The organism is Methanolobus tindarius DSM 2278, from assembly GCF_000504205.1.
GTDB classification, from domain to species: Archaea; Halobacteriota; Methanosarcinia; order Methanosarcinales; family Methanosarcinaceae; genus Methanolobus; species Methanolobus tindarius.
This window is the reverse complement of record NZ_AZAJ01000001.1, coordinates 3,018,040-3,039,956: the sequence shown is the minus strand read 5'-3', so window position 1 is coordinate 3,039,956 and position 21,917 is coordinate 3,018,040. Positions and strand designations below refer to the sequence as shown.

The window sequence follows — 21,917 nt, the reverse complement described above, 5'->3', positions numbered from 1 at the left end:
AGATTTCATTCTTTGTAATCATCCAGAGTAAGATATGCACGCATATCATCTTTTTGAATGCCTTCATCACTATATTGCGGGAAATTGGCAACTACATACACTCTTGCATTGTTTATCTTAACATGTGTACTTTCTGACATATCGTCATTAATGCTCTTTTTTGCAACTGTAAATTGACGTGCAAAAGACAATAACTCTTCAGAGGAGTTAAAACCGGATGAATCTAAAAATTCGAAATACTGTTTAAGATCATCCTGATCCCATTCAGTATTCATTATTATATTTGCATCTCCAACATTATCGATTGCAAATGTCCTATTTGCGTCAGAACCGTTTATTGGGACATTAGTATGTATCATGCTCTCTCTGAATTGTCCCCATGTATCAACTATCTTTAAGACGCTTACTAATCTTTCTTTGTGTTCCTCTGACAAACAATGATTTAAGAGGATATTCCTGGAAAAAATTATGCAATTAAGTTGCTCATCCTCAGCACCATACATCGGAGTGAATGCGGAAGATATGATTGCATTCAAATGTGACCTGCCGTATTCTACATCACCAAACTCTTCGATGTTGTTGAGACCTACAAAATGAATCGGTGTTCTGTTAAAGTGGATAAGAGACTCCGTATATTCTAAATTCTCTAATTCATCTTCATCCCTGTAAAATGCGACTTCACCAAATATGTAGCCTGCTTTAGGTCGACTATAAAAATCTATTACTTCCATCTGCTGCACATAGGATGCTATTTCTTCTGCATTATTTAGATCTTCAGCAAAATTATCAATTAAAGATATCTTTTCTTCCGTTAGGGAATTACGTGTATCCACGTATTCATCCCCATCAATCAATTGCACTTGTTTGTTTTCAATACATCCTGTGCATAATATGATTAGAATTAGACAGATAGCACATCCTGATGTTTTATTCATATTCAACAACACCTTTTATATTCCCGGTTATTTATGAAGTTGTGCGACTTAATAAATGTATCTTCATTTGAAAATATATATTTATTTTAATCAAGATAATTCTATTGTTCACTTGCAACAGCTTTGCCATAATTAACCGATTATGTAGATCATCCTGAAGCTAAGTTTGGTGGGGAAACTGGAATACTGGATAAAAGAACAGTTTAGCCTATGACCTTCAAGAGCCTTTTAGATTCCTTGTAGATATGGCAGTAATCAGCCTCATTGAGACTGACAGGATGGAAAAGAAGGACTTCATCAGGACTGATAATTACTCACTCAGACTCAGACCAAGTGGAGCTAAGAAGCTAACTGAAGAGGTCAATTTGTGGTTTAACAAGAGAGTTAGCTACAAAGGAAATATGACGATGTGGAGTTATGTCATGTTCCTGAAGACTAGGGAATTAGCTCAATATTTAACAGACAAAAGAAAGGACATTGATTTTATTGTCCCTCAGTATGAGACAAAGCGACAAGACTCAAGCGACATACGACAGAAGATATTGAGTATTTCTTATTCAGACTGGAAAAAGCTAGGATTTTCAAAGGGAACGTTGCATTACATGAAGATAAATGCGAAGGCAGATACTCCTTTTACGCTTAATGCTCATAATAAAGAACGCATGGAACAATGGGAAAAGCTTGTTGCAAGTAGTTGATTTTATTGTCTCTTTTATCTTCTCATGCTATATTTGAGATACAATTCCAAGAGACATTAGATACACTCTTAGGAGACCTTTCTAGAAGATAAATTAAACACTGAAAAGTACCTTGAAAAGGTACGATTAACATAAATTTAAATTTATTAAGTTAAAGTTATGAAGTTGTCTGACATACAGCATTCAAACCATTTTATTGATACATACTTATTATTTATTCAGGGGCTTCTTAGATGCCATCAAAACAGAATATGGAGACATTTCAATAATGGAAAAGATCACTCTTTCAGAACTTGAACAATATCTATGGGATGCAGCAAACATCCTGCGAGGACCTGTAGATGCATCGGATTTCAAGGCATACATATTCCCACTTTTATTCTTCAAGAGAATATCAGATGTCTACGATGAAGAATATAAGCAAGCATTGGATGAGTCTGATGGTGACGAGGAATATGCATCTTTTCCAGAACTGCATGATTACATAATTCCTGAAGGTGCTCATTGGGATGATGTGAAAGAGAAAACTACCAATGTTGGTCAGGCACTTCAGCATGCTTTCCGTGAGATTGAGAAGAAAAATCAGGACAAGTTATACGAGATATTTGGTGATGTTAACTGGAGTAACAAGGACAGATTATCTGATGCGCTTCTGATAGATTTGATTGACCATTTTTCAAGTAAAAACCTTTCCAAGAAGTATGTTGAACCTGATATGCTGGGGCAGGCTTATGAATATTTGATTAAGAAGTTTGCAGATCTGACCAACAGGAAGGCAGGAGAGTTCTATACTCCGAGAACTGTCGTTCATTTGATGGGTAGTATCCTCAAGCCACAGGAGAAGGAATCCATATATGATCCAGCATGTGGTTCTGGTGGTATGCTGCTGGAAGCTTATCATTATGTTAAGAATAAAGGTGGAGATGAGAGGACACTGAAACTCTATGGTCAGGAGAAGAACTTGACAACCTCATCGATTGCCAGAATTAATCTGTTTTTACACGGTGTCCAGGACTTTGAGATTATCAGAGGCGATACACTGAGAAATCCTTCTTTCCATGAAGGAGATATGCTTTCTCAGTTTGATGCGGTGATAGCCAATCCTCCATTTTCTTTGAAGAACTGGGGACATGAACACTGGCCTCATGATCCTTTCGGGAGGAATATTGCAGGAACACCACCAAAGAGTAATGGAGATTATGCGTGGGTTCAGCATATGATATCATCCATGGCTCCAATGACAGGCAGGATGGCAATTGTGTTGCCTCATGGTGCACTGTTCAGGGGTGGAGCTGAAGGTAAAATCAGGAAGAAGCTGATCGAGAATGATCTGCTGGAAGCTGTGATTGGTCTTGGACCTAACCTGTTTTATGGTACTGGCATCAGTGCATGCATCCTTGTGTACAGAAATCAGAAGGATGAAGCAAATAAGAATAAAGTTCTGTTTATTGATGCTTCTGAGCAGTATCAGAAGGGAAGGAATCAGAATTTCTTTTTAGAGGAACATGCTGAGCAGGTTCTTGAATGGTATGAGAAGTTTGAGGATATTGAAGACATCAGTAAAGTAGTAGATATTGATGAGATCAAGGAGAACGAGTTCAATCTCAATATTACTAGATATGTCAGAAAGCAACTTGTTGTTGAAGAGATTGACCTTAAAGAGACGTTCCAGGAATTGAATAAGGCATACGATGAGTTCCTTGAATCCGAGGAGAAAATGAAAGCTTTACTGAAAGAGGTGGGTGTATTATGAGCAAAACAATATCTCAGCAGGAACTTGAGCAGTATCTTTGGGGAGCTGCTGTGCTTCTCAGAGGCGTTATTGATCCAGGAGAGTATAAGAGTATTATATTCCCGTTAATGTTCTTTAAGCGTATATCTGATGTCTATGATGAAGAATACCAGGAAGCTCTTGAAGAGTCTGATGGAGATAAGGAATACGCGGAGTTTGCAGAGAACCACAGATTCCAGGTTCCATTGGGTGCACACTGGGAGGATGTCAGGAATGTTTCCACTGATGTGGGCAAGGCAATTAAGACTGCCATGAGTGAAATTGAGAAGGCCAATCCAGACAGGCTTGCAGGTATTTTCGGGGATACTAACTGGACAAACAAGAACCGTCTGACCGATAAGATTCTCATTGACCTTGTTGAACATTTCTCAACTATCAACCTCTCACTCAAAAATGTACCACAGGATGAGTTTGGTACAGGCTATGAGTACCTGATCAAGAAGTTTGCTGACGATAGCGGTCATACTGCTGCAGAATTCTATACTAACCGCACAGTTGTACGCCTGATGAGCATGATAGTTGACCCGAAAACAGGCGAGAGTATCTATGATCCTACCTGTGGTTCAGGTGGTATGCTACTCAACGCCGCTCTTCTGGCCAAGGAAAACGGCCAGGAATACAGAAACATCAGTCTGTACGGACAAGAAATCAATATTATAACCTCAGCAATCGCAAGGATGAATATGTTCCTCCATGGTTTCGAGGATTTCCACATCGTAAGAGGAGACACACTATCAAATCCTGCATTTGTGGAAAATGATCGAGTTAAACAGTTTGACATGGTTCTGGCCAATCCTCCATATTCTATAAAAAAGTGGAACCAGAAAGCTTGGCAACATGATCCATGGGGCAGAAATATCTATGGTACACCACCACAGGGATGTGCAGATTATGCTTTCTTCCAGCACATTATTGCATCCATGAAAAAAAGAACTGGAAGGTGTGCAATACTCTGGCCACATGGGATTTTGTTCAGAGATGCAGAATTGGATATGCGTAGCAAGCTAATAGAAGATGATTTAGTGGATTGTGTAATTGGGCTTGGACCAAATTTATTCTACAATTCACCAATGGATTCCTGCATTGTAGTCTGCAACAAAAACAAACCAGAAAAACGTAAAGGAAAAGTATTTTTCATCCGAGCCTATGACCAGATCGTAAAGGAGAAAACTCAGAGTTTCCTTTCAGAAGAACATATTTCCAGTATATACAAATGGTATTCTGAGTTTGAGGAAGTGCCAGGGAGGACAAAGATTGCTACATTGGATGAAATAAGAGATAATAACCATGTTATTAATGTTGCATTGTATGCCCGTCCTGAATTTTCAGAAGAGAATCAGCAAGAAGAAATAACGATTGAAGAGGTTATTTCAGAGTGGCAGAATAGTTCGCAACAGCTAAAAGAATCCTATTGTAATTTATCAGATGTTCTCAAGGAGGTTATAAATTGAACCAGGAAATTCCAGAGAACTGGATAAAAGTCAAGTTTAAGGAACTTGCAAAACAAAAGTCAGTTAGAGTAGATGACCCTGGTGAATCTGGCTACGAAAAATACGTTGGATTAGAACATCTTGATTCAGGGGAATTAGTTGTAAAACGATATGGCAGTACAAGTGATGTCACATCTACGATGAAACGATTTGAAAAAGATGACATTCTCTTTGCCAGAAGGAACACTTACTTGAGAAGGGTATCTGTAGCTCCATTTGATGGAGTATGTTCTGGTGATATAATTGTTTTAGAGCCAATACTGAAGCACATAATAAAGGGATTTTTGCCTATCTTCATGCAATTTGAACCTTTCGAGAATAAAATTATAGCACTTTCAGCTGGTGCATTTTCAAAGAGAATAAAATGGAATCAACTTGCAGAAGAGGAAGTTGTAATTCCTTCTATCGAAGAGCAGAAAAAGATTGTTGAAACGATATGGAGTATTCAAGATAACATTGAAAAAAACAATGAAGTAATAAGTGTAGCTGTAAAACTAAAATGCGGTCTTCTCAACAAATTATTAACTAAAGGTATCGGACATGAAAAATTCAAGAAAACTGAAATAGGAAGTATACCTGAAAAGTGGAATATTTATCCTTTATCTGATGTAATAACCATCATTGGTGGTGGCACTCCCAAAACTACAAACCCAGAATACTGGAACGGTAGTATTCCATGGATATCTGTAGAAGATTTTCCAAAAGATGGAATGTATATAGAGAGTACGGTTAAAAGGATAACTGAAAAAGGTTTAAATGAAAGTTCCACAAAACTCCTTCAACAAGATGACTTAATTATATCTGCTCGAGGAACTGTTGGACTCGTTGCTAAAATTGCAAAACCGATGGCTTTTAATCAATCTTGTTATGGTATTAGCAGTACTGATAAAGTTACTTCAAACTATGCATACTATCTACTAATGATTCTGGTTGAAAGTATAAAGCATTCATCATATGGTTCAACATTTAAATCGATAACCAAAAAGAATTTTGATTTATTCAACGTGGCTGTTCCTCCAATTGAAGAGCAATGCCAAATATCTGAAAAACTTGATCAATTTTATGTTCTGCAGAAAAAGGCACTGGAGAATATTGATTATTTGTATGATTTAAAGAAGAAACTAACGGATGAATGTTTGAAAGGAGAGGTGCGAGTTTAAATGGACTTTATGCTACCTCTTACTATTATAGGTTTTATTATCTCTATATATCAAATTAGCGAAGAATCTAAGAAGAGAAATTTCGTATTCAAAATTGGTTTTTTTGATAAAATATTTTTAGGTTATTTTGCAGTGCTTCTCATATTTGCTATTTTTGCAGCGAATTTTTGGTCGGAACAAGTATCAGGGAATTACATCAATATTTCATTATCAACAAATCCATTTGTTTATGATATAGGAACATCCGAGGGGTACAAAATAACTTATTCTTTTTTGGCTTCTGTTCTTGCTTTTTTGGTTTCTATTATTCTGATTTTATTTGCAAAAGGAAAATTGAATTCGACGAAATTGAAACAAAAAAAAGATTTTGTCTCTAATTCTCTTGATAAACTTGGAAGACAACAATATGCAGAAGTGGCTGCTGACCTTGAATTATTCCATTATGACCTTCTCAAATCGTATAATCCACCAAAAACAAAGCCATATTCCATATTTACTTACATAACATACATAGCAAAAATTCTACAAAAAAGCATTAACTTTCAAAATATACGATCTCCAAAAGCAGCAATTAAACGCTTGCAAGGAGAGCTTATTTCATATAAAGATTACAAAATAAAGCAGAAAGAAGTATCAGAAGGCTTCGGCAGGATACTTTCTTCTATTCTTACCAAAAAGAAAGAAAAGAGTTTAATTAAAATTTTTTTTCATCGTTTACGATTTATACGAAACAGAAGAGAGTCTTATTGCCTGCTTATAAATAATTACTACTATGAACTTGTAGGGAATAGTGAGTTTCTCGAATTTGTTTCTATGAATAATACTGATTTAATGTTCATGCTTCTTGATAATAAGATACCATACAATAAAAAGGAAGCTTGGTTTGTAATTGGAACTCAATTAATCTCTAATGAAAAAAGCAAGCTTCACAAAGAACTCAACAATGAAAAATCCAGACAAACAAAAATTCTTGATTTCTTATTTACTAATGGTGATAGCGACAAGTATGACCAATGGCTTGTATGGAGGCCAATTGGAGAATACGTAATACAACACTTACGAGAACAAAGTCGTAAAGATATTGATGAATATAATTATTACGAAGAATATTATGACGAAAAGAGAAATAATACACCGCTGTATTCTGGAATTAAGTTCTTTGACACTATGGTAAAACAAGCATTAATGCAGAACATTCATAATCACATGTGGTTAATATACTTTAAATATTGGTCAGAGCACATATTACACAATATTAGTTATAATGATCACGAAGATGCTGAATTTTCAAACATGTATGAATATTGTTTGTATCTTATTACTGATTGCCTTCGAGATTGGATACGATATGTTAAAGAAGATGAGTATACACCCGAAAATAATCTTATTATAGAATATTCTATCAAAACTATTGTTGATTTAATGGAAAAAGTATCTTCTTCTCAGGTATTGAGAGATTATTTCAAAAATTATCTCCGTGAAATAATGATTGAAAATTATTTTGAACTTGCAGCATACCATGATCAAGAGAAAACTTCATTATTTATAGAAAAATATAATAAGTGTATTGAAGATAAGGTAACTGGGTATTCAGTAGTAAATCAATCATTCATAGATTTCCTCAAATATCCTGTAGAACATTATGATGATAGAACTGTTTGGGATAGAGGTATTTATTATGATGAGTTTAGAGATCAGTTTAGAGATTTTCTAGATTCTTTCTCAGAGGAGAATACAGAAAATGTTCAATGAGGAAAACGCAGTCGAGAATTTTGTCAGAGATCTTCTGACAAATATGGGATGGAAATTTGTACCAAGAGAGCAGCTTCCAAGGAGAGAAGCTGATGTGCTGATTGAGATGCATCTCATCGATTCTCTTATAAGACTGAATCCTTCCATTGCTGAAGAGCCAGGTCGTGCTGATGAAGTTCTTTACAAGCTTCGGGCAATCATTCAGAGTGCAAAGGGAATGGGGCTTGTGAGAGCAAATGAGGAGTTTTCCGAGTGGATTCGTAATGAAAAAACCATGCCTTTCGGGGAGAATGGAGAACATGTTTCTGTCAGGCTCATAGATTATGATAATCTCAAAAACAATGATTTCATTGTAACAACCCAGTACACCTTTAAGAGTGGTCAGGAAAGAAGGCCCGATATTGTTCTGCTGGTTAATGGTATTCCACTAGTAATCGGGGAGGCAAAGAGTCCTGTAAGGCCTGCGGTTTCATGGGTAGATGGAGCTGCCCAACTTGAAGAGTACCAGAATTCAGTTACTGAGATCTTTGTACCTAATGTATTCTGTTTTGCTACAGAAGGCAAGGTCTATCGTGTAGGTTCCATAAAGTTACCAATAGAGAAATGGCAACCATGGAGAGAGACTGAGGAAGATGCATTCGATCTGCTGGATGAAGTCAAAAGCTCCGTTAATAGGATGCTAAAACCTGAAGTTGTTCTTGAATTACTGAAAGATTTCACCTTATACAGCACCACAAAAGGTGGTCAGAAGATTAAGATTCTCTGCCGCTATCAGCAGTATGAAGCTGCAAAACAGATTGTTCAGAGAGTTATTGATGGAAGGATCAGGAAAGGTCTGATATGGCATTTCCAGGGTTCAGGTAAATCCTTGCTCATGGTATACGCAGCCATGCAACTGCGACGTAACCCTGAACTCAGGAGTCCTACGGTTCTTGTGGTCGTAGACAGAATAGACCTCAATTCTCAGATAAGTGCAACCTTTAACGCTTCCAACGTTCCGAATGTCGTCATGACTGATTCAAGGGAAGAACTGGAACAGCTACTGAAACAGGACACAAGGAAAATCATAATCACAACTATTCACAAATTCGGAGAGGCTGAAGGAGTCCTCAACGACAGGGAAAACATCATAGTCCTTGTTGATGAAGCTCACAGAACCCAGGAAGGAGACCTTGGTACGAAAATGCGACAAGCTCTTCCAAATGCATTCCTCTTTGGTCTCACAGGTACACCAATCAACACCAGAGACAGAAACACATTCTGGACCTTCGGAGCAGAAGAAGACGAGAACGGATATCTCAGTCGTTACTCTTTCGAACAGTCTATCATAGATAAAGCAACCCTGCCAATCTATTTTGAACCACGTCCCGTTGAATTACACATTAATAAAAAAGCCATCGATGAAGAATTTGACTGGATGGCAAAGGAAAATAACCTCAGCTACGGTGACAAATCTGAACTTTCTGACCGTGCAGGAAAATATGGAGTCCTGGCCAAAACACCTGCCAGAATCAGTAGAGTCTGTAAGGATATTGTCCAGCATTACAAGAAACATGTGGATCCCAATGATTTCAAGGGACAGGTTGTCGTATGGGACAGAGAAGCTTGCCATCTGTACAAGCAAGAAATAGACAAACACATGCCACCTGAAGAGTCTGCTGTTGTTATGACACTGAGGCAGAAAGACTCTGACTACTGGAAGCAAAACTATTCTCTGACAGATGATGAACAGGAAAAACTACTGGATAGGTTCAGAGATCCCAATGACCCACTGAAACTTCTTATCGTAACATCAAAACTGCTTACTGGATTTGATGCACCAATCAACCAGGCAATGTACCTTGACAAGCCAATGAAGGACCATAACCTTCTGCAGGCAATCTGCCGTGTTAACAGACCTTACCCAGACAAGGACCATGGGCTAATAATTGACTACCTTGGGATATTCGATAATGTAGCATCAGCTTTGGATTTTGATGTAGAGGAAATGAAAACAGTAATTTCCAACATTGAAATGCTAAAAGCAGAGTTCCCACGTGCTTTGGAAACTTGCCTTTCACACTTTGAAGGTGTTGACAGAGCTCTGGATGGATACGAAGGGCTGCTTGCAGCTCAGGATTGTCTGAGAACAGATGAAAGCAGAGATTTCTTTGCAGCTGATTACTCTTATTTATCCCGTCACTGGGAAGCTATATCTCCAGATTCATTTTTGAACGAATATGAACAGGATTACAAATGGCTTACACAGGTCTATGAGTCCATAAGACCACCAAGCGGTAATGGAAAACTGATCTGGCATGCCCTTGGTGCCAAAACACTGAAACTAATCCATGAAAATGTCACCGTGCAAACAATCAGGGATGACCTTGAAACCCTGATAATGGATGCCAATATCCTTGATCATCTTACGGATAAAGATGCCGATGTAAAAGGAAAGAAGCTTGTCTTAAAGATTGAATGGAGATTACACGTTCATGTGGATGACCCAAGATTCCAGGAGCTCGGAGAAAGATTGGAGAAAGTAAAGGAGATGCATTACAGAAATGCCATCAGCAGTATTGATTTTCTCAAGAAACTCCTGGAGATAGCCCGTGACACAGTCAAACTGGAAAGAGAAACTGAAGCAGAGCCAGTTGATGATACAAAACAAGCATTAACAAAATTATTCCTTGAATGCAAGATTGAAACGACACCAGCAATCATAGAAAGAATTGTTAATGATATTGATGAGGTTGTTAAATATACTCGATTTGATGGCTGGCAATGGACATCATCAGGGGAGAGGGATGTTCAAAAGGCGTTAAGTAAGACTTTGTTGAAATACAAGTTGCATAAAGAACGAGAATTGTTTGATAAGGCTTATGAATATATCAGAGAGCACTATTAAGTGACTTTTAAAATAAAAGTCACCTGAATTTTTAAACTTGACTATTTATTGAATTTTTCCATTGTTCAGAACGACCAATTGAACCATTATTTGCAGAACTTGAAGATGGAACCCTTAAAACCTCTACATTATATAGGATTTTGCAATGTTCTTTGTATTTATTTTCTGTTGCTTTTCCATTACAGATTATTTTCTTTATCTGAGTTAAATGAGAAAAATCATTATACTCTGGGTTTTTGATGTTTTTGTCTAAACTACCTTCTATTTCACAAGATTCTATAATATCCCATAATCCTATTTTGCATTCCTGTAGAATATGAATTCTGTTACTATATTCTAAATTCAAAAAGCTGGTATTAAGCACATCACACATTATATTCCAGAATTGATTTCGAGAATCATAATAATATTGATTTTTATCCCTTGATTTTTCACCAGGAAAAGTTCCGAGAATCAATATTTCTGTGTTGTCATTAATTATTGGTTCTAAACCTTTGTTTCTCTGGCTCATTACAAATATTTTAACACTTCACATATAATAAACGTTGTCAATTAAACAAGTACTTAAAATTAAAAGTGTTAGACAAAAGCGTACACTTTTTTAGACGTTATATATATCCCCATAAAAATATGCGGGGTAATAGGTAATATCCAAAAATGCCACTCTTTTAATTTTATGCATTTATTTTTGATTATTGAAACCTTAAAAATCCATTTTTAAAAAACAATTTCATCTTGACTTATGTTTATAATGTCAGTCGTATTAATAATAAATATTATAAGTATCTAATTCTTAATAAAGCACTATTTACATTTATATTAGGTGTATTTTTATGGATGACGTTCTATTTGAGACTGATGAAGGGTTAAAATCCGCAAAAAAAGCAGCAAGTCATGAAAATGATTGTTTTATGGCTTCTGTATACTTTAGAGATGATGTTTTAAAAAAATACGAAGGGGATAGAAATTATCAAATAGGAGATAATGGCACAGTACAATTTGGTTATGAATGGGGAACTTTTAGAGGTTGCTATAGGGTTGCTAATGGAATAATAGTTGTTAATTTGGGTGATTTAGGTGAAGGGCTTCCTGATGAAGAATTAGAACATTGGAAATTATATAATATTCTTCCAAGTGAAGTTGATTTAACTGATCACTATACTGATTTCAGATTTACCATCAATCGTTTAGTTCGTTCTATGGAAATGGTCAATTCTCAGATGAAAAACAAAATTAAACTTTACTATCCTGAAGCTAGTCATTTTAACACAGACTTATTTAATGATAATCTTTTTGATTTAGAACACGCAGACTACCATTTGCGTTTTTTGAAAAAAGTGATGAACGAATCCACTTCAGCTGAAGAATTTGAAATGAAAGTTGTTACATTAAACTGTTTAGTAATTGATTCAGTAAATACTAAATTGTTGAGTAAATTGCTTAATCGGTTGGATGAAAATGTAAAATACCCTTCTTCTACGTTAACATTAATTTCTGTAAAACCAGACGGATTAAACGATAAAGCTTCTAAACACTATGATTCTTTCATTCGCCCATTAAGAGGCTTAGAACTTTTAAAGCGTTTTCTATTAGTTGATAATATTCACGAACAATACTATGGACAAAAAGTTGTGGATATTGAGAATTATAACAATAGTAGAGATGATTTTCACAAACTAATAAAAACAGAATTTGAGAACTTATATAAATGGGATACTAATGAGGAAGATTTTGAAAATCAGAAATTTTTCGAAAAAAAAATGAATGAGATTACTGAGAAAACATCTAACTTAAAATTATTAAATAAGTTTAGAAATTCATCAGCAGCTCATGGCCATTCTCCCAAAAGTATACAAAAAATGAACAAAGATTTGGGTCTTGAAGAAGAAAACGAAGATTATTCGATTTTGTTTAAAAAGCTTTTATCTCAAGTTTGCTGGGACATTGAACGTATTCCTTTTGAACTGAACACTTCAATATTAATCAAAGAATATTATGATGATTGGTTTAATGATGCATTGCGCGAATTAGAAACGGGGAAGAACTATTCATCTACTTTCGATGACATGCTTCTATACCTAGGATATGTCCCTGAATTATTAAGTGAATTCGAAGAGCAATTAAGTAAAATTGCAGAAGATAAAAAATCAGATGAAGAATTTAGACATGGTCTTGCAAACCTTATTGAAAAGATAAGCCATCATGGAGGATTAAATTCTCAAACTATAGGGGATGCACCGGTTTATTTGGACTGTTTAGTTTCGAATTATGAAAAAAATCCTTTAGTGACATTATCAGCATGCTACAATTTAATATTGTACTCAAATGAATTAAATGATAAATTTATAGAAGAAATCTACCCGTTATTAAAAAAGAGTATAATTGCTGCAAATGAAAATGAGGATTATTTTTCTCAAAGCGTACTAGCTTTAGTTATCAAAAAAGATATTTCAAGGATAAATATTGAGGAAATAAAAAGTATACTTGTAGGTAAGGAAATATATTTTGATGAATTGTGGTTTACTTGAAGTTAAAATGTAGAATATTCAAATGAGATATTCTACTAACCTTTTTCTTACAGGAGTAAATAAATTAACCTTTTCACCCTTTCTTAAAGCCTCACCTATGGCTTTCTTTGTTGTCTTGAAGGTTTTCCTATCAACTCCTAATTCCTCAGCTACCTTTTGAGGCAATGTGAGTATCTGCTGAACAATCCGGCTTCAATTAATTTAGAGATTATTCATACACTCTAATCAGGTTGAACGTAAGATCATCTGAATCAGCAACTTTGAATTTCATGCCTTCTGCGATTTCTTGTATTGAATTTCTTATTAAAAGTATTGACTCTTCATTTACCATAATGATTGAACTATCAGCAATACGGTCAACTTTCAAGACACCAAATTCATCACCGATGTCAATCTCAAGGACATTCTCGTAATCAATTAGCCAGATGCCTTCGACTACAACAAGGCTATCTTCCTGTCCTTGGAATAAATTAGTTACATTCACTCTGAAAACTTCAACATTAACCTCATCTGCAATATCGGTATCATATATCCATGTTCCATCTGTTTTCTCGTCAACATGGATTACTTTATCTTCTATGAATTCACCGTTCTTTGATAATTCCATCCACACTCTGTCACCAGTTACATTAATCTGCTTTGCAGTGAGTTCATACCCATCAGCGAGCTCGAGTGCAGAACCAAGTCTCAGAGTGTACTTGTCACCACTGTTAATGAGTAGCTTTGTTAACTTGTTTGGCGTATTATTCTTTAATGGAACATACACATACCCAAATAATTCCATAATGCTATAGGTGTCCTTCCATGCATCAGATTGAAAATCCATCTGTTCAATTTGGGTTTCGTATACAAGTCCTCCCTTCTTAATAGTTCTATCATCGACAAAAGACCCACCATAAATCTTGAGTTTTTCCTGTGAAATGAAACCAGTAAAGTTAGTTGCGTTTATTTCGATGTACTTTTCATCATCTAAACCGATTATATCATGAAGGTCTGTACCAGTATATGTTGTGTCTCCCTCGTAAACAGTACCTGGTGCTACAGCATATATAGAACTCACCTTTTCGGCTAGTGAGATCTTTGCCTCTGCTTTTTTGTGAAGTTCCTCGTCTATGTCTTTTGGAGTAATACTACTTAGGAACAAGTAAGTTTCAATGTTACTAGCATTAAATTCGTCTTTTCCACTTGACAAAACATCGATAATCTTCTCATTTTGACAGTACGAATAATATTTTTCTTTACCATCTTTTTTCAAACTTTGAATCCGTTCATCTCTTTTTTTATCATTTATTCTAGCAATGGCTTGAATTTCAAAAAGAACGTCATTTTTTATTTTGATATCATCTATAAAATCAGGTGAAGAGAAATTTAGAATATTCCATTTTATTAAAAGTTCATCATTATATGCAAATTTATCTTCAGGAGACGTGTCTTTACTTTCAAGAGATGCACCAAGAATCCTCATTAAGTTTATTGTGTTTAAAAATCTTATGATCTCTCTTTGATTCTTTTTTAGACCTTTGACAATTATGTCTGAATAATCATCTAATTTAGAATCAACTTTCAATTCATTTTGCATGAAATACTCAATATCATTCTCTTTAAGAAGTGGAAGATCAAATTTTAACTGAATTATTTTCTTTATATATTCAATGCCTGAAAAGTCGTCAATATTTTTATATTTCGCTTCAATTGCGTTTGCGATTATGGAGATATCAGTTCCTATTATGAAAAAACATCCTTCTTGATCCAAAAATAAATTGATAGATTCTAAAATAGATGCAATATTTTTTGGAGAGCATCTGTCTAAATCATCAATAAAAATTACGAGAATTCCTTTTTCATCCGAGTATTTATCATCAGTCTTTTCGAGAACAAAATTTTGAAGGATTTCCTTCATACCATCCTGAAAAATATCATAAAAGGAAAGTTTTTCTTCATATGCTTTTTTCCCAACCCATTTTTCAAATTCTGGTTCTAGTTTGCCTGCACTCAACATTTTTGTAATATCTGTCATTACCTTTGGAGTATTTACTTTCCGTAGACCAAACCAAGACTTAGATTTTAGTTTACTTAGCTTGTCCTGTCTCCTCATTTCCTCAAAAACTTCGCGCATTAAGGCTGATAACATTGAGTCACATTCTGAATATTTCCAAGCATCGAACCATACGGTTTTAACTTTTCTTGTTTGTTCAGTAGGTGTAGAAGTATCCAACTGTTTTTTTAATGTTTTCATCAGAGTTGTTTTTCCAGTCCCCCACTTCCCATTAATCGCTATTGTAAAAGGAGTCTTATTTTCGTTGTTGAGAATGATTTTTAATAACGAATCTGCATAAATATCAAAATTGAAATGACTAGCATTTTCTTTTGGGGAATCTCCGTATATTTTATACATTTACGAACACCGCTTCCATAAAAAATATTATATCAAACATTAACTTTATGAATTTAATTATAATAATATAATGGTAAAAGTCATATATTAAATTATACAAAGAGATAAAATGTACGTGTCTTTTCGGAGTCTGTCGTTTTGTCCGTTGTTATCTCTTGTCTGTCGTTCACATTTGTCTCCTCATTTCCTGTAGAAAACGACAAAAAGGACAGCTAAAAGATAATAAAATCAACCATTAGCAACAAGTTTCTCCCACTTATCCAAGCGTTCTTTGTTATGAGTATTAAGCGTAAAAGGCTTGTCTGCATTCGCATTTTTCTTCATATAATGCAAAGTACCCTTAGAGAAACCTAGCTTTTTCCAATCAGAATAAGAAATGCTTAGAATCTTTTTTCGTATGTCGCTTGTGTCCTGTCGCTTTGTCTCATACTGAGGGACAACGAAATCAATGTCCTTTCTTTTGTCAGTTAAATATTGAGCTAATTCCCTAGTCTTCAGGAACATGACATAACTCCACATCGTCATGTTTCCTTTGTAGCTAATTCTTTTGTTAAACCACAGATTTACTTCTTCAGTCAGCTTCTTAGCTCCACTGGGTCTAAGCCTCAATGAGTAATTCTCTGTCCTGATGAAATCCTTGTTTTCCATCCTTTCTGACTCTATCAGGCTGATAACTGCAAAATCCACTAAGAACCTGAAAGGTTCTTGCAGGTCGTAAGCCAGACTATTCTTTCCAGTGTTCATTTCATGCAAAAAACCCACATGGGAATCTAGCCCAACTGCATTGATGGTGCGGAGGCATTCTGCCTCCAACAAAGCGTAGCCGTAGTTAAGCATGGTGTTTACCATGTCCCCTGCCCCGGTTGCCCTTCGGCTCTGGTCAACCCTTGATTCGTAATCGTATTTCTCAGGAATAACCTTTGAGAACTCATTCCAGTACTTGTAAGCAACACCACCCTCAACGCCTAGAATATCATTAATCTTCTTAGCAGAATCTAACTTCTTCAAATCTGGTGAGAAATCATATTCAATTTCAGGATATCGTTGTTTGAGATAATCAAGTACTACTTGAGTTTTATCGAACTTAGCCTCGATGAAATTCTTTGCTATTTTTATCCTTGCTTTCTCATCTTCAAAAGCGTGATACTGAGCAAATCTTGTCTTGACATTCGTACTCTCTGGAGGGAGCATTGTAGTTAGTAACTTCCCATCCCAGTTGAGTATTGAAATCTGTACATTGTGTTTTATCAACCATCTTATAGCATCTAGTGTAAGGTTTCCTTTTCTTCCATAGATAATAACACTATCAATGTCCATTCTCTTTGGAGAGAACACATATTCTTCAGGGTCTTCAGTGGTCGAATATCTTCCATCCTTAACATGAAGTTTAGCCCCACTGACACGCACATCTATGCCATGACCGTTTAGCAGCAAGAATTTCATTTAAAATCACCATTTTTAAGTTCGACCCAGTTAAACAGAACTTCTTTACTAACGTTTAAAGAGATAATATTTCTTTTTGCCTGCTGTCTTATTTGAGAGATAATTTCGGCATTCTTTTCCTTTCCCTTTTTCTTTAACTCTCTTTCAAGATTAAAAAGCTCAGTCCTTGATTCTTCAATTATTCTTGCCGCGTATACTATATCATATATTTCTTTTACATCTGAGATATTATCCATTGAAGTAGCATCTTTAATAAGTTGTTCAACTACAGTTTTATCGTTGTACATGCTAAGCAAAAGAATAATATTTTTTCTAAGAGCAGTGTGAGGTTGAGATGGTATGCTTTTCAAGATTAATCTCAACTTTTTTATAAATGCATTGGTGTCGCTTGGTTGTATCTTTTTATAAAAAATATGATTAAAAATCGTCAAGAATATTTGAGATGATAACTCAATGTCGTTTTCAGTCAGATTTTTAGCAAGAATATCTAACTGTAAGGCGTTTAAAACATAACAGTCATTATAAGTCTTCATTTCTGCTAAAGCAGCCATTTTATCTTCAGAATCACCACAATCAAAAAATTCAAAAACTGAATCAATATGTTTTTTTATTTCAGCGTGTTCTTTCAGAATGATGTATTTTACACGGTGATCTGACTCATTGACACCATATTTCTTGACTTGCTTAGCATCTATTATTTCTATAATACCATCTTTTTCAAAGTCTTTTAATCTTCTTTCAATTGTTCTTTTACTATAACCACGTGGATATCTGCTCAGAAATTCCTTAATAATTTCTCCCTTCTTCACAACGCGGTAACCCGACAGATAATTTATTATATCTGTTTTGAAATCGATGCTATTTTTTGTAGAATTCATGACAAATTTCCTATTATCATAGTCAATTCTCTTTTAACTAAAGTCAATTACATTTTTATTATAGACAGCATACATTAAATAAGTAGTCAAATTCGATGTCAAATTTGAATATGTAATAAGTATTTCTATTAGATGTTGGTGAACAAAATGACACCAACAAACAGACTGACAATAACTTTAGCTCCCTATCTCAGGGAGAAGCTCGTAAAGAAAGCAAAAGAATATGGCTGTTCTCAGGCTGAAGTGTTGAGAATTGCATTCATCAGGCTCTTGGAGGATGATGGATGAGCAGACCACGATTCTCGAAAGAATATCGTACCTATGGTGAATGGCTCAAAGCTAAACCAAGAGATACAAGATATGCAAAGGAGATTATCAGAAAACATCTGCTATTTCCTGATAAAAGCAGAAGCCAATTGGTGAAGCTCAAGATAAGTGATTATGATCTCTCTAAAGCAGGATGGGAAAGTTTGACACCACTGCAAAAGATAGAGAGAAATAAATCTCTTCAAATTTTGAGGGCAATGAGGAAAGGTGCGAACCTTAGCCAGATGACAAAAAAGTTCGATATGAAGAACAAGGATGCTATCAAACACCTAGGACAATACTTGCACAAAGAAAATGGAAGATGGAAAGCTACTAAATCGGACAGTTTGCAAGTTGAAATGGGGTTCTATGACAGAAATGAAGGTCATATTACAATAATTACAACAAGCTCAAAAGACCGTTTTTTACTTGCTGAATACAGAGATGCAGTTGAAAAATCATTGAAAGATGGGGAAACCGAACGCTTAGCAAAGTACGAAGACATCAAGATCGTTGATGCAGATGGAAAAGTGCATCATTTTGAAACAGACCTTGACAGGCTCTATGAAATAATGGAAGCTCAGGAAGAGCCTGAATTTCTTGAAATATACCAGAACTAAGGAGTGAACACTATGGAAAAACAAGCTTATGCAAACTACACTAAGAGGAACAAAAAAGGGAAAAAGCCACCGATGGCATGTTGTGTTTGTGGAGAAGATAAACCCACAGCTATTGAAGACCACCATGTTGAAGGCAGAAGTAATTCGGGTTGGACTGAACCACTCTGTAAGAATTGCCATTCTCCCATAACGGAAGAACAGAACACATTCAGCCCTAGAGAACGGGCAAGTGATGCTTGCGTGCAAAACAAAACAGCTTTCATTCTTCTTTCAATGGGTGCGTTATTGAAACTGATGGGAGAGCGTATAGTCAACCTTGCCAAAGAGATGACAGTAAATGTCTAAGATTGCTTTAAGAGGGTACACTTTGAAGGCTAAAAAGCCTTCAAATAACCCCTATTCAGGACAAAGAGTTTCTCCACTAAAACATGAACGAGTATTAGTTTTTGACACTGAAACAACAACTAATCAGTACCTAAATTTCAAGATTGGGTACTTTCAAATATACATGGATGGAAAGTTTCAGCATCAAGGTTTGTTCTACGATGAATTAATGCTAACCAAGAAAGAAAACAAGACCTTTATTTCTTATGCAAATAAGAAGAAAATTGCTCTTTACTCTCTTGAAGAGTTTATTAATGATGTTCTCTATATTGAGATATTCAGGTGGAAAACACTCTGTGTGGGATTCAATTTACCCTTTGATATAAGCCGAATAGCAAAACGAGTGGGGGACTCTAGAGCTAAGAACAAAGGTGGTTTTACCTTTACTCTTTCTGATAACCGTTTTAATCCACCTATCATCATTAAAAAAATGGGTGAAGGACATAACTTCAAGTTCACTTCAACTAAGATCAATAAAGGCAACCATTTCTTTCCTGGTTATTTCCTTGATGTGCAAACATTAGCTGAAGTTTTGCTTCAGAAAAAACGTGTTTCACTGGAAAAAGCATGTGAAATGCTCAATACCAACACAAAAAAGATTGGAAATGATGAGCATGGAAAAGAAATCAATGATGATTATATTGATTATATGATTGCTGATGTTGTAGCTACATGGGAAGTTTATGAGAAACTTATAGAGGAGTTAGATAGCTACCAGATAAAAATTCCACCAACCAAAATATACAGCTCTGCTTCCATAGGAAAACATGCTCTAAAGCAATTGGGAATCGTTTCCTTTTTAGACAGGAATCCGGATTTTTCTCCTGAAATTCTTGGAAATATTATGACATCTTACTATGGAGGAAGATGTGAGTGCAAAATCAGAAAAGAGCCAGTTAAAGTAACAACTCTTGATTTTACTAGCATGTATCCAACCATTGTATTGTTAATGGATCTCTGGAAATACATGATTGCTGAATCTCTTGAGATGCAGGATATTACCGATGAGATCAAAGAAATGCTCTCAAAAGTAGATCTTGCATACCTTCAGAATAAAGAGAACTGGAAAGATCTTGTTGTTATGGTTAAGGTTCAGCCTGATAATGATATACTGCCTGTAAGGATGGATTACAAAGGCTCTGGAACAGGATATAATGTAGGTATCAATGATCTTAGTTCTGACTCTGAATTATGGTATGCTCTACCTGATGTCATAGCCTCAGTTATCCTTACTGGCAAAGTTCCAAAGATCATTGAAGCGGTTAAATTCATTCCAAAAGGCATCCAGAAAGGTTTGAGGAAATCTCAGATACTTGGGATAGATATTGATCCTGCAAAGGATAATTTCGTTCAGGTACTTGTTGAAGAAAGGCAGAAAATCAAACTTAAGATGAAGGATATTAGCAAGGATGATCCAGAATACCAACAGTTAGAGAGCAGAGCACAGGCTATCAAGATTCTTGTCAATTCCACAAGCTATGGTATCTTTATTGAGCTAAATCCTGATGACAAAAAAAGCGATATTCAGGTTTATGGATTGGATGATTTCAATACTTCAGAGAACAAGCTTGAGAAAGCAGGAAACTATTTCCATCCTCTGCTTGCTGTAATGATAACTTCAGGCTCTAAGCTATTCTTGGCTATGGCAGAAGCAAAAACAAGAGATTTAGGGTCTGTTCATGCTTATATGGATACAGATTCAATCTTTGTTCCTCCAGAGCATGCACAGGAAATCATAGACTATTTCCAACCTCTCAACCCATATAGCCTTGATATCCCACTACTGAAGCCTGAAAAAGAAGATATGTGGTTCTATGGCATATCCTCAAAGCGTTATGCTCTTTATACTTATGAGAATGAAGAAATCAAGTTCATGGAGGGCGAGAGATCTTTTAAGCTACATGGTTTAGGTCATTTAACGAATCCATTTTCAAAAGATGGTGGGGATTGGCAGGCTGAGATATGGGAAGACCTTTTGAAATTGCATTATGGAACAATTTCAAGGCTTGATATCGAAGAAAAGTATTCTAATTTCTATGCGATCTCAAGGCTTACGATTAGTACTCCTAATGTGCTTCATAGATTTGATAGGCTAAATAAAGGGAAGCCTTGGAAAGAGCAAATAAAGCCTTTTAATTTCTATCTTGTAGGCTTTCAGACCATTGAAGAGAACGGTAAAGCAGTAAAGCCGCTAACACCCCTCACAAAAAATCCTCAGAGCATTGTCTATGAGCCTTTTATTGACTATGAGACAGGAGAGATAAAGCAAGGATCTCATTATTTCAAGCCATTGAGCAGGACAATACTAGAATATGCCAATCACCCTGAAGCCAAGTTTGATGGAGAGGCAGGTGTATTGGAAAGGAAGCATATTCAGGCTGATTCTATCATTTACATCGGTAAAGAAGCCAATAATATTGATGAACAGGAATTAGGTGTAAAGCTAGCTCAGGTGTTCATCAATGAGAATTGGATTGCTCAACAGATACTCACCCTGCCTCAAAAGGTAGCTGAGGAATGGGGAGTTGATAGGAAGACCTTCCAGACGACAAAGAAAGCCATTGGAGAGGCTCTAAGGAAGGGTGAAAAGGTTAATTTGTTCACTCCTGCACGGAAGAGGTTGCTTGAGAGGCTATGCCTGTAACAAGT

Annotated in this window: 16 protein-coding genes and 1 pseudogene; 11 read left to right on the top strand and 6 right to left on the bottom strand. The window is 35.7% G+C overall.

Annotation, left to right across the window (positions count from 1 at the left end; translation table 11 throughout):
* Window positions 1–5: 5 nt before the first annotated feature.
* Window positions 6–935, bottom strand: coding sequence for a hypothetical protein (locus tag METTI_RS14290; RefSeq protein WP_023846542.1), 930 nt, complete (start codon window positions 933–935; stop codon window positions 6–8).
* 206 nt (window positions 936–1,141) lie between these two features.
* Between METTI_RS14290 and METTI_RS14285 the strand changes: the two are divergent.
* The 6 genes and pseudogenes from METTI_RS14285 to METTI_RS14260 all read left to right on the top strand — a co-directional run.
* Window positions 1,142–1,633, top strand: a pseudogene (locus METTI_RS14285) (CRISPR-associated endonuclease Cas1); the annotation flags it as partial.
* A 268-nt stretch (window positions 1,634–1,901) separates the two neighbouring features.
* On the top strand, window positions 1,902–3,386 hold the full coding sequence (locus METTI_RS14280) for a type I restriction-modification system subunit M (RefSeq protein WP_023846540.1): 1,485 nt from the start codon (window positions 1,902–1,904) through the stop codon (window positions 3,384–3,386).
* Window positions 3,383–4,876 (top strand): type I restriction-modification system subunit M, encoded by a 1,494-nt coding sequence (locus tag METTI_RS14275; protein ID WP_023846539.1) that lies wholly within the window; start codon window positions 3,383–3,385, stop codon window positions 4,874–4,876. The genes METTI_RS14280 and METTI_RS14275 overlap by 4 nt, the downstream gene beginning before the upstream one ends.
* Window positions 4,873–6,075 (top strand): restriction endonuclease subunit S, encoded by a 1,203-nt coding sequence (locus tag METTI_RS15440; protein ID WP_023846538.1) that lies wholly within the window; start codon window positions 4,873–4,875, stop codon window positions 6,073–6,075. Before METTI_RS14275 ends, METTI_RS15440 begins: the two co-directional genes overlap by 4 nt.
* Window positions 6,076–7,827, top strand: coding sequence for a hypothetical protein (locus METTI_RS14265; protein ID WP_023846537.1), 1,752 nt, complete (start codon window positions 6,076–6,078; stop codon window positions 7,825–7,827). It abuts the gene before it with no gap.
* Window positions 7,817–10,714: a type I restriction endonuclease subunit R gene (locus METTI_RS14260; RefSeq protein WP_023846536.1), complete on the top strand. Its 2,898-nt coding sequence runs from the start codon at window positions 7,817–7,819 to the stop codon at window positions 10,712–10,714. Before METTI_RS14265 ends, METTI_RS14260 begins: the two co-directional genes overlap by 11 nt.
* A 31-nt stretch (window positions 10,715–10,745) precedes the next feature.
* On the opposite strand, the gene METTI_RS14255 is transcribed toward METTI_RS14260, so the two are convergent.
* Window positions 10,746–11,225: a DNA-deoxyinosine glycosylase gene (locus tag METTI_RS14255; protein ID WP_023846535.1), complete on the bottom strand. Its 480-nt coding sequence runs from the start codon at window positions 11,223–11,225 to the stop codon at window positions 10,746–10,748.
* 322 nt (window positions 11,226–11,547) lie between these two features.
* Here METTI_RS14255 and METTI_RS14250 point away from each other — a divergent pair, with 322 nt between their 5' ends.
* Window positions 11,548–13,242 (top strand): hypothetical protein, encoded by a 1,695-nt coding sequence (locus tag METTI_RS14250; protein WP_023846534.1) that lies wholly within the window; start codon window positions 11,548–11,550, stop codon window positions 13,240–13,242.
* 18 nt (window positions 13,243–13,260) lie between these two features.
* On the opposite strand, the gene METTI_RS15900 is transcribed toward METTI_RS14250, so the two are convergent.
* From METTI_RS15900 to METTI_RS14235, 4 genes are all read right to left on the bottom strand, one after another.
* Complete coding sequence (locus METTI_RS15900) at window positions 13,261–13,407, bottom strand: hypothetical protein (protein WP_156916295.1); 147 nt, start codon at window positions 13,405–13,407, stop codon at window positions 13,261–13,263.
* A gap of 43 nt (window positions 13,408–13,450) precedes the next feature.
* Complete coding sequence (locus METTI_RS15435; RefSeq protein ID WP_023846533.1) at window positions 13,451–15,637, bottom strand: S-layer protein domain-containing protein; 2,187 nt, start codon at window positions 15,635–15,637, stop codon at window positions 13,451–13,453.
* Between the two features lie 228 nt (window positions 15,638–15,865).
* Window positions 15,866–17,080, bottom strand: coding sequence for a CRISPR-associated endonuclease Cas1 (gene cas1, locus METTI_RS14240; protein ID WP_023846532.1), 1,215 nt, complete (start codon window positions 17,078–17,080; stop codon window positions 15,866–15,868).
* Window positions 17,077–17,958, bottom strand: coding sequence for a hypothetical protein (locus METTI_RS14235; RefSeq protein WP_023846531.1), 882 nt, complete (start codon window positions 17,956–17,958; stop codon window positions 17,077–17,079). The genes cas1 and METTI_RS14235 overlap by 4 nt, the downstream gene beginning before the upstream one ends.
* Window positions 17,959–18,105: 147 nt before the next feature.
* Between METTI_RS14235 and METTI_RS15980 the strand changes: the two genes are divergently transcribed.
* Genes METTI_RS15980 through METTI_RS14220 form a run of 4 tightly spaced genes read left to right on the top strand, consistent with a single transcriptional unit; the run spans window position 18,106 to window position 21,912 of the window.
* Complete coding sequence (locus METTI_RS15980) at window positions 18,106–18,246, top strand: hypothetical protein (RefSeq protein WP_169729124.1); 141 nt, start codon at window positions 18,106–18,108, stop codon at window positions 18,244–18,246.
* Window positions 18,243–18,884 (top strand): hypothetical protein, encoded by a 642-nt coding sequence (locus METTI_RS14230; RefSeq protein ID WP_023846530.1) that lies wholly within the window; start codon window positions 18,243–18,245, stop codon window positions 18,882–18,884. Before METTI_RS15980 ends, METTI_RS14230 begins: the two co-directional genes overlap by 4 nt.
* Window positions 18,885–18,896: 12 nt before the next feature.
* Window positions 18,897–19,229: a hypothetical protein gene (locus METTI_RS14225; RefSeq protein WP_023846529.1), complete on the top strand. Its 333-nt coding sequence runs from the start codon at window positions 18,897–18,899 to the stop codon at window positions 19,227–19,229.
* Window positions 19,222–21,912: a DNA polymerase gene (locus METTI_RS14220; protein ID WP_023846528.1), complete on the top strand. Its 2,691-nt coding sequence runs from the start codon at window positions 19,222–19,224 to the stop codon at window positions 21,910–21,912. The genes METTI_RS14225 and METTI_RS14220 overlap by 8 nt, the downstream gene beginning before the upstream one ends.
* The last annotated feature ends 5 nt before the right edge of the window (window positions 21,913–21,917 follow it).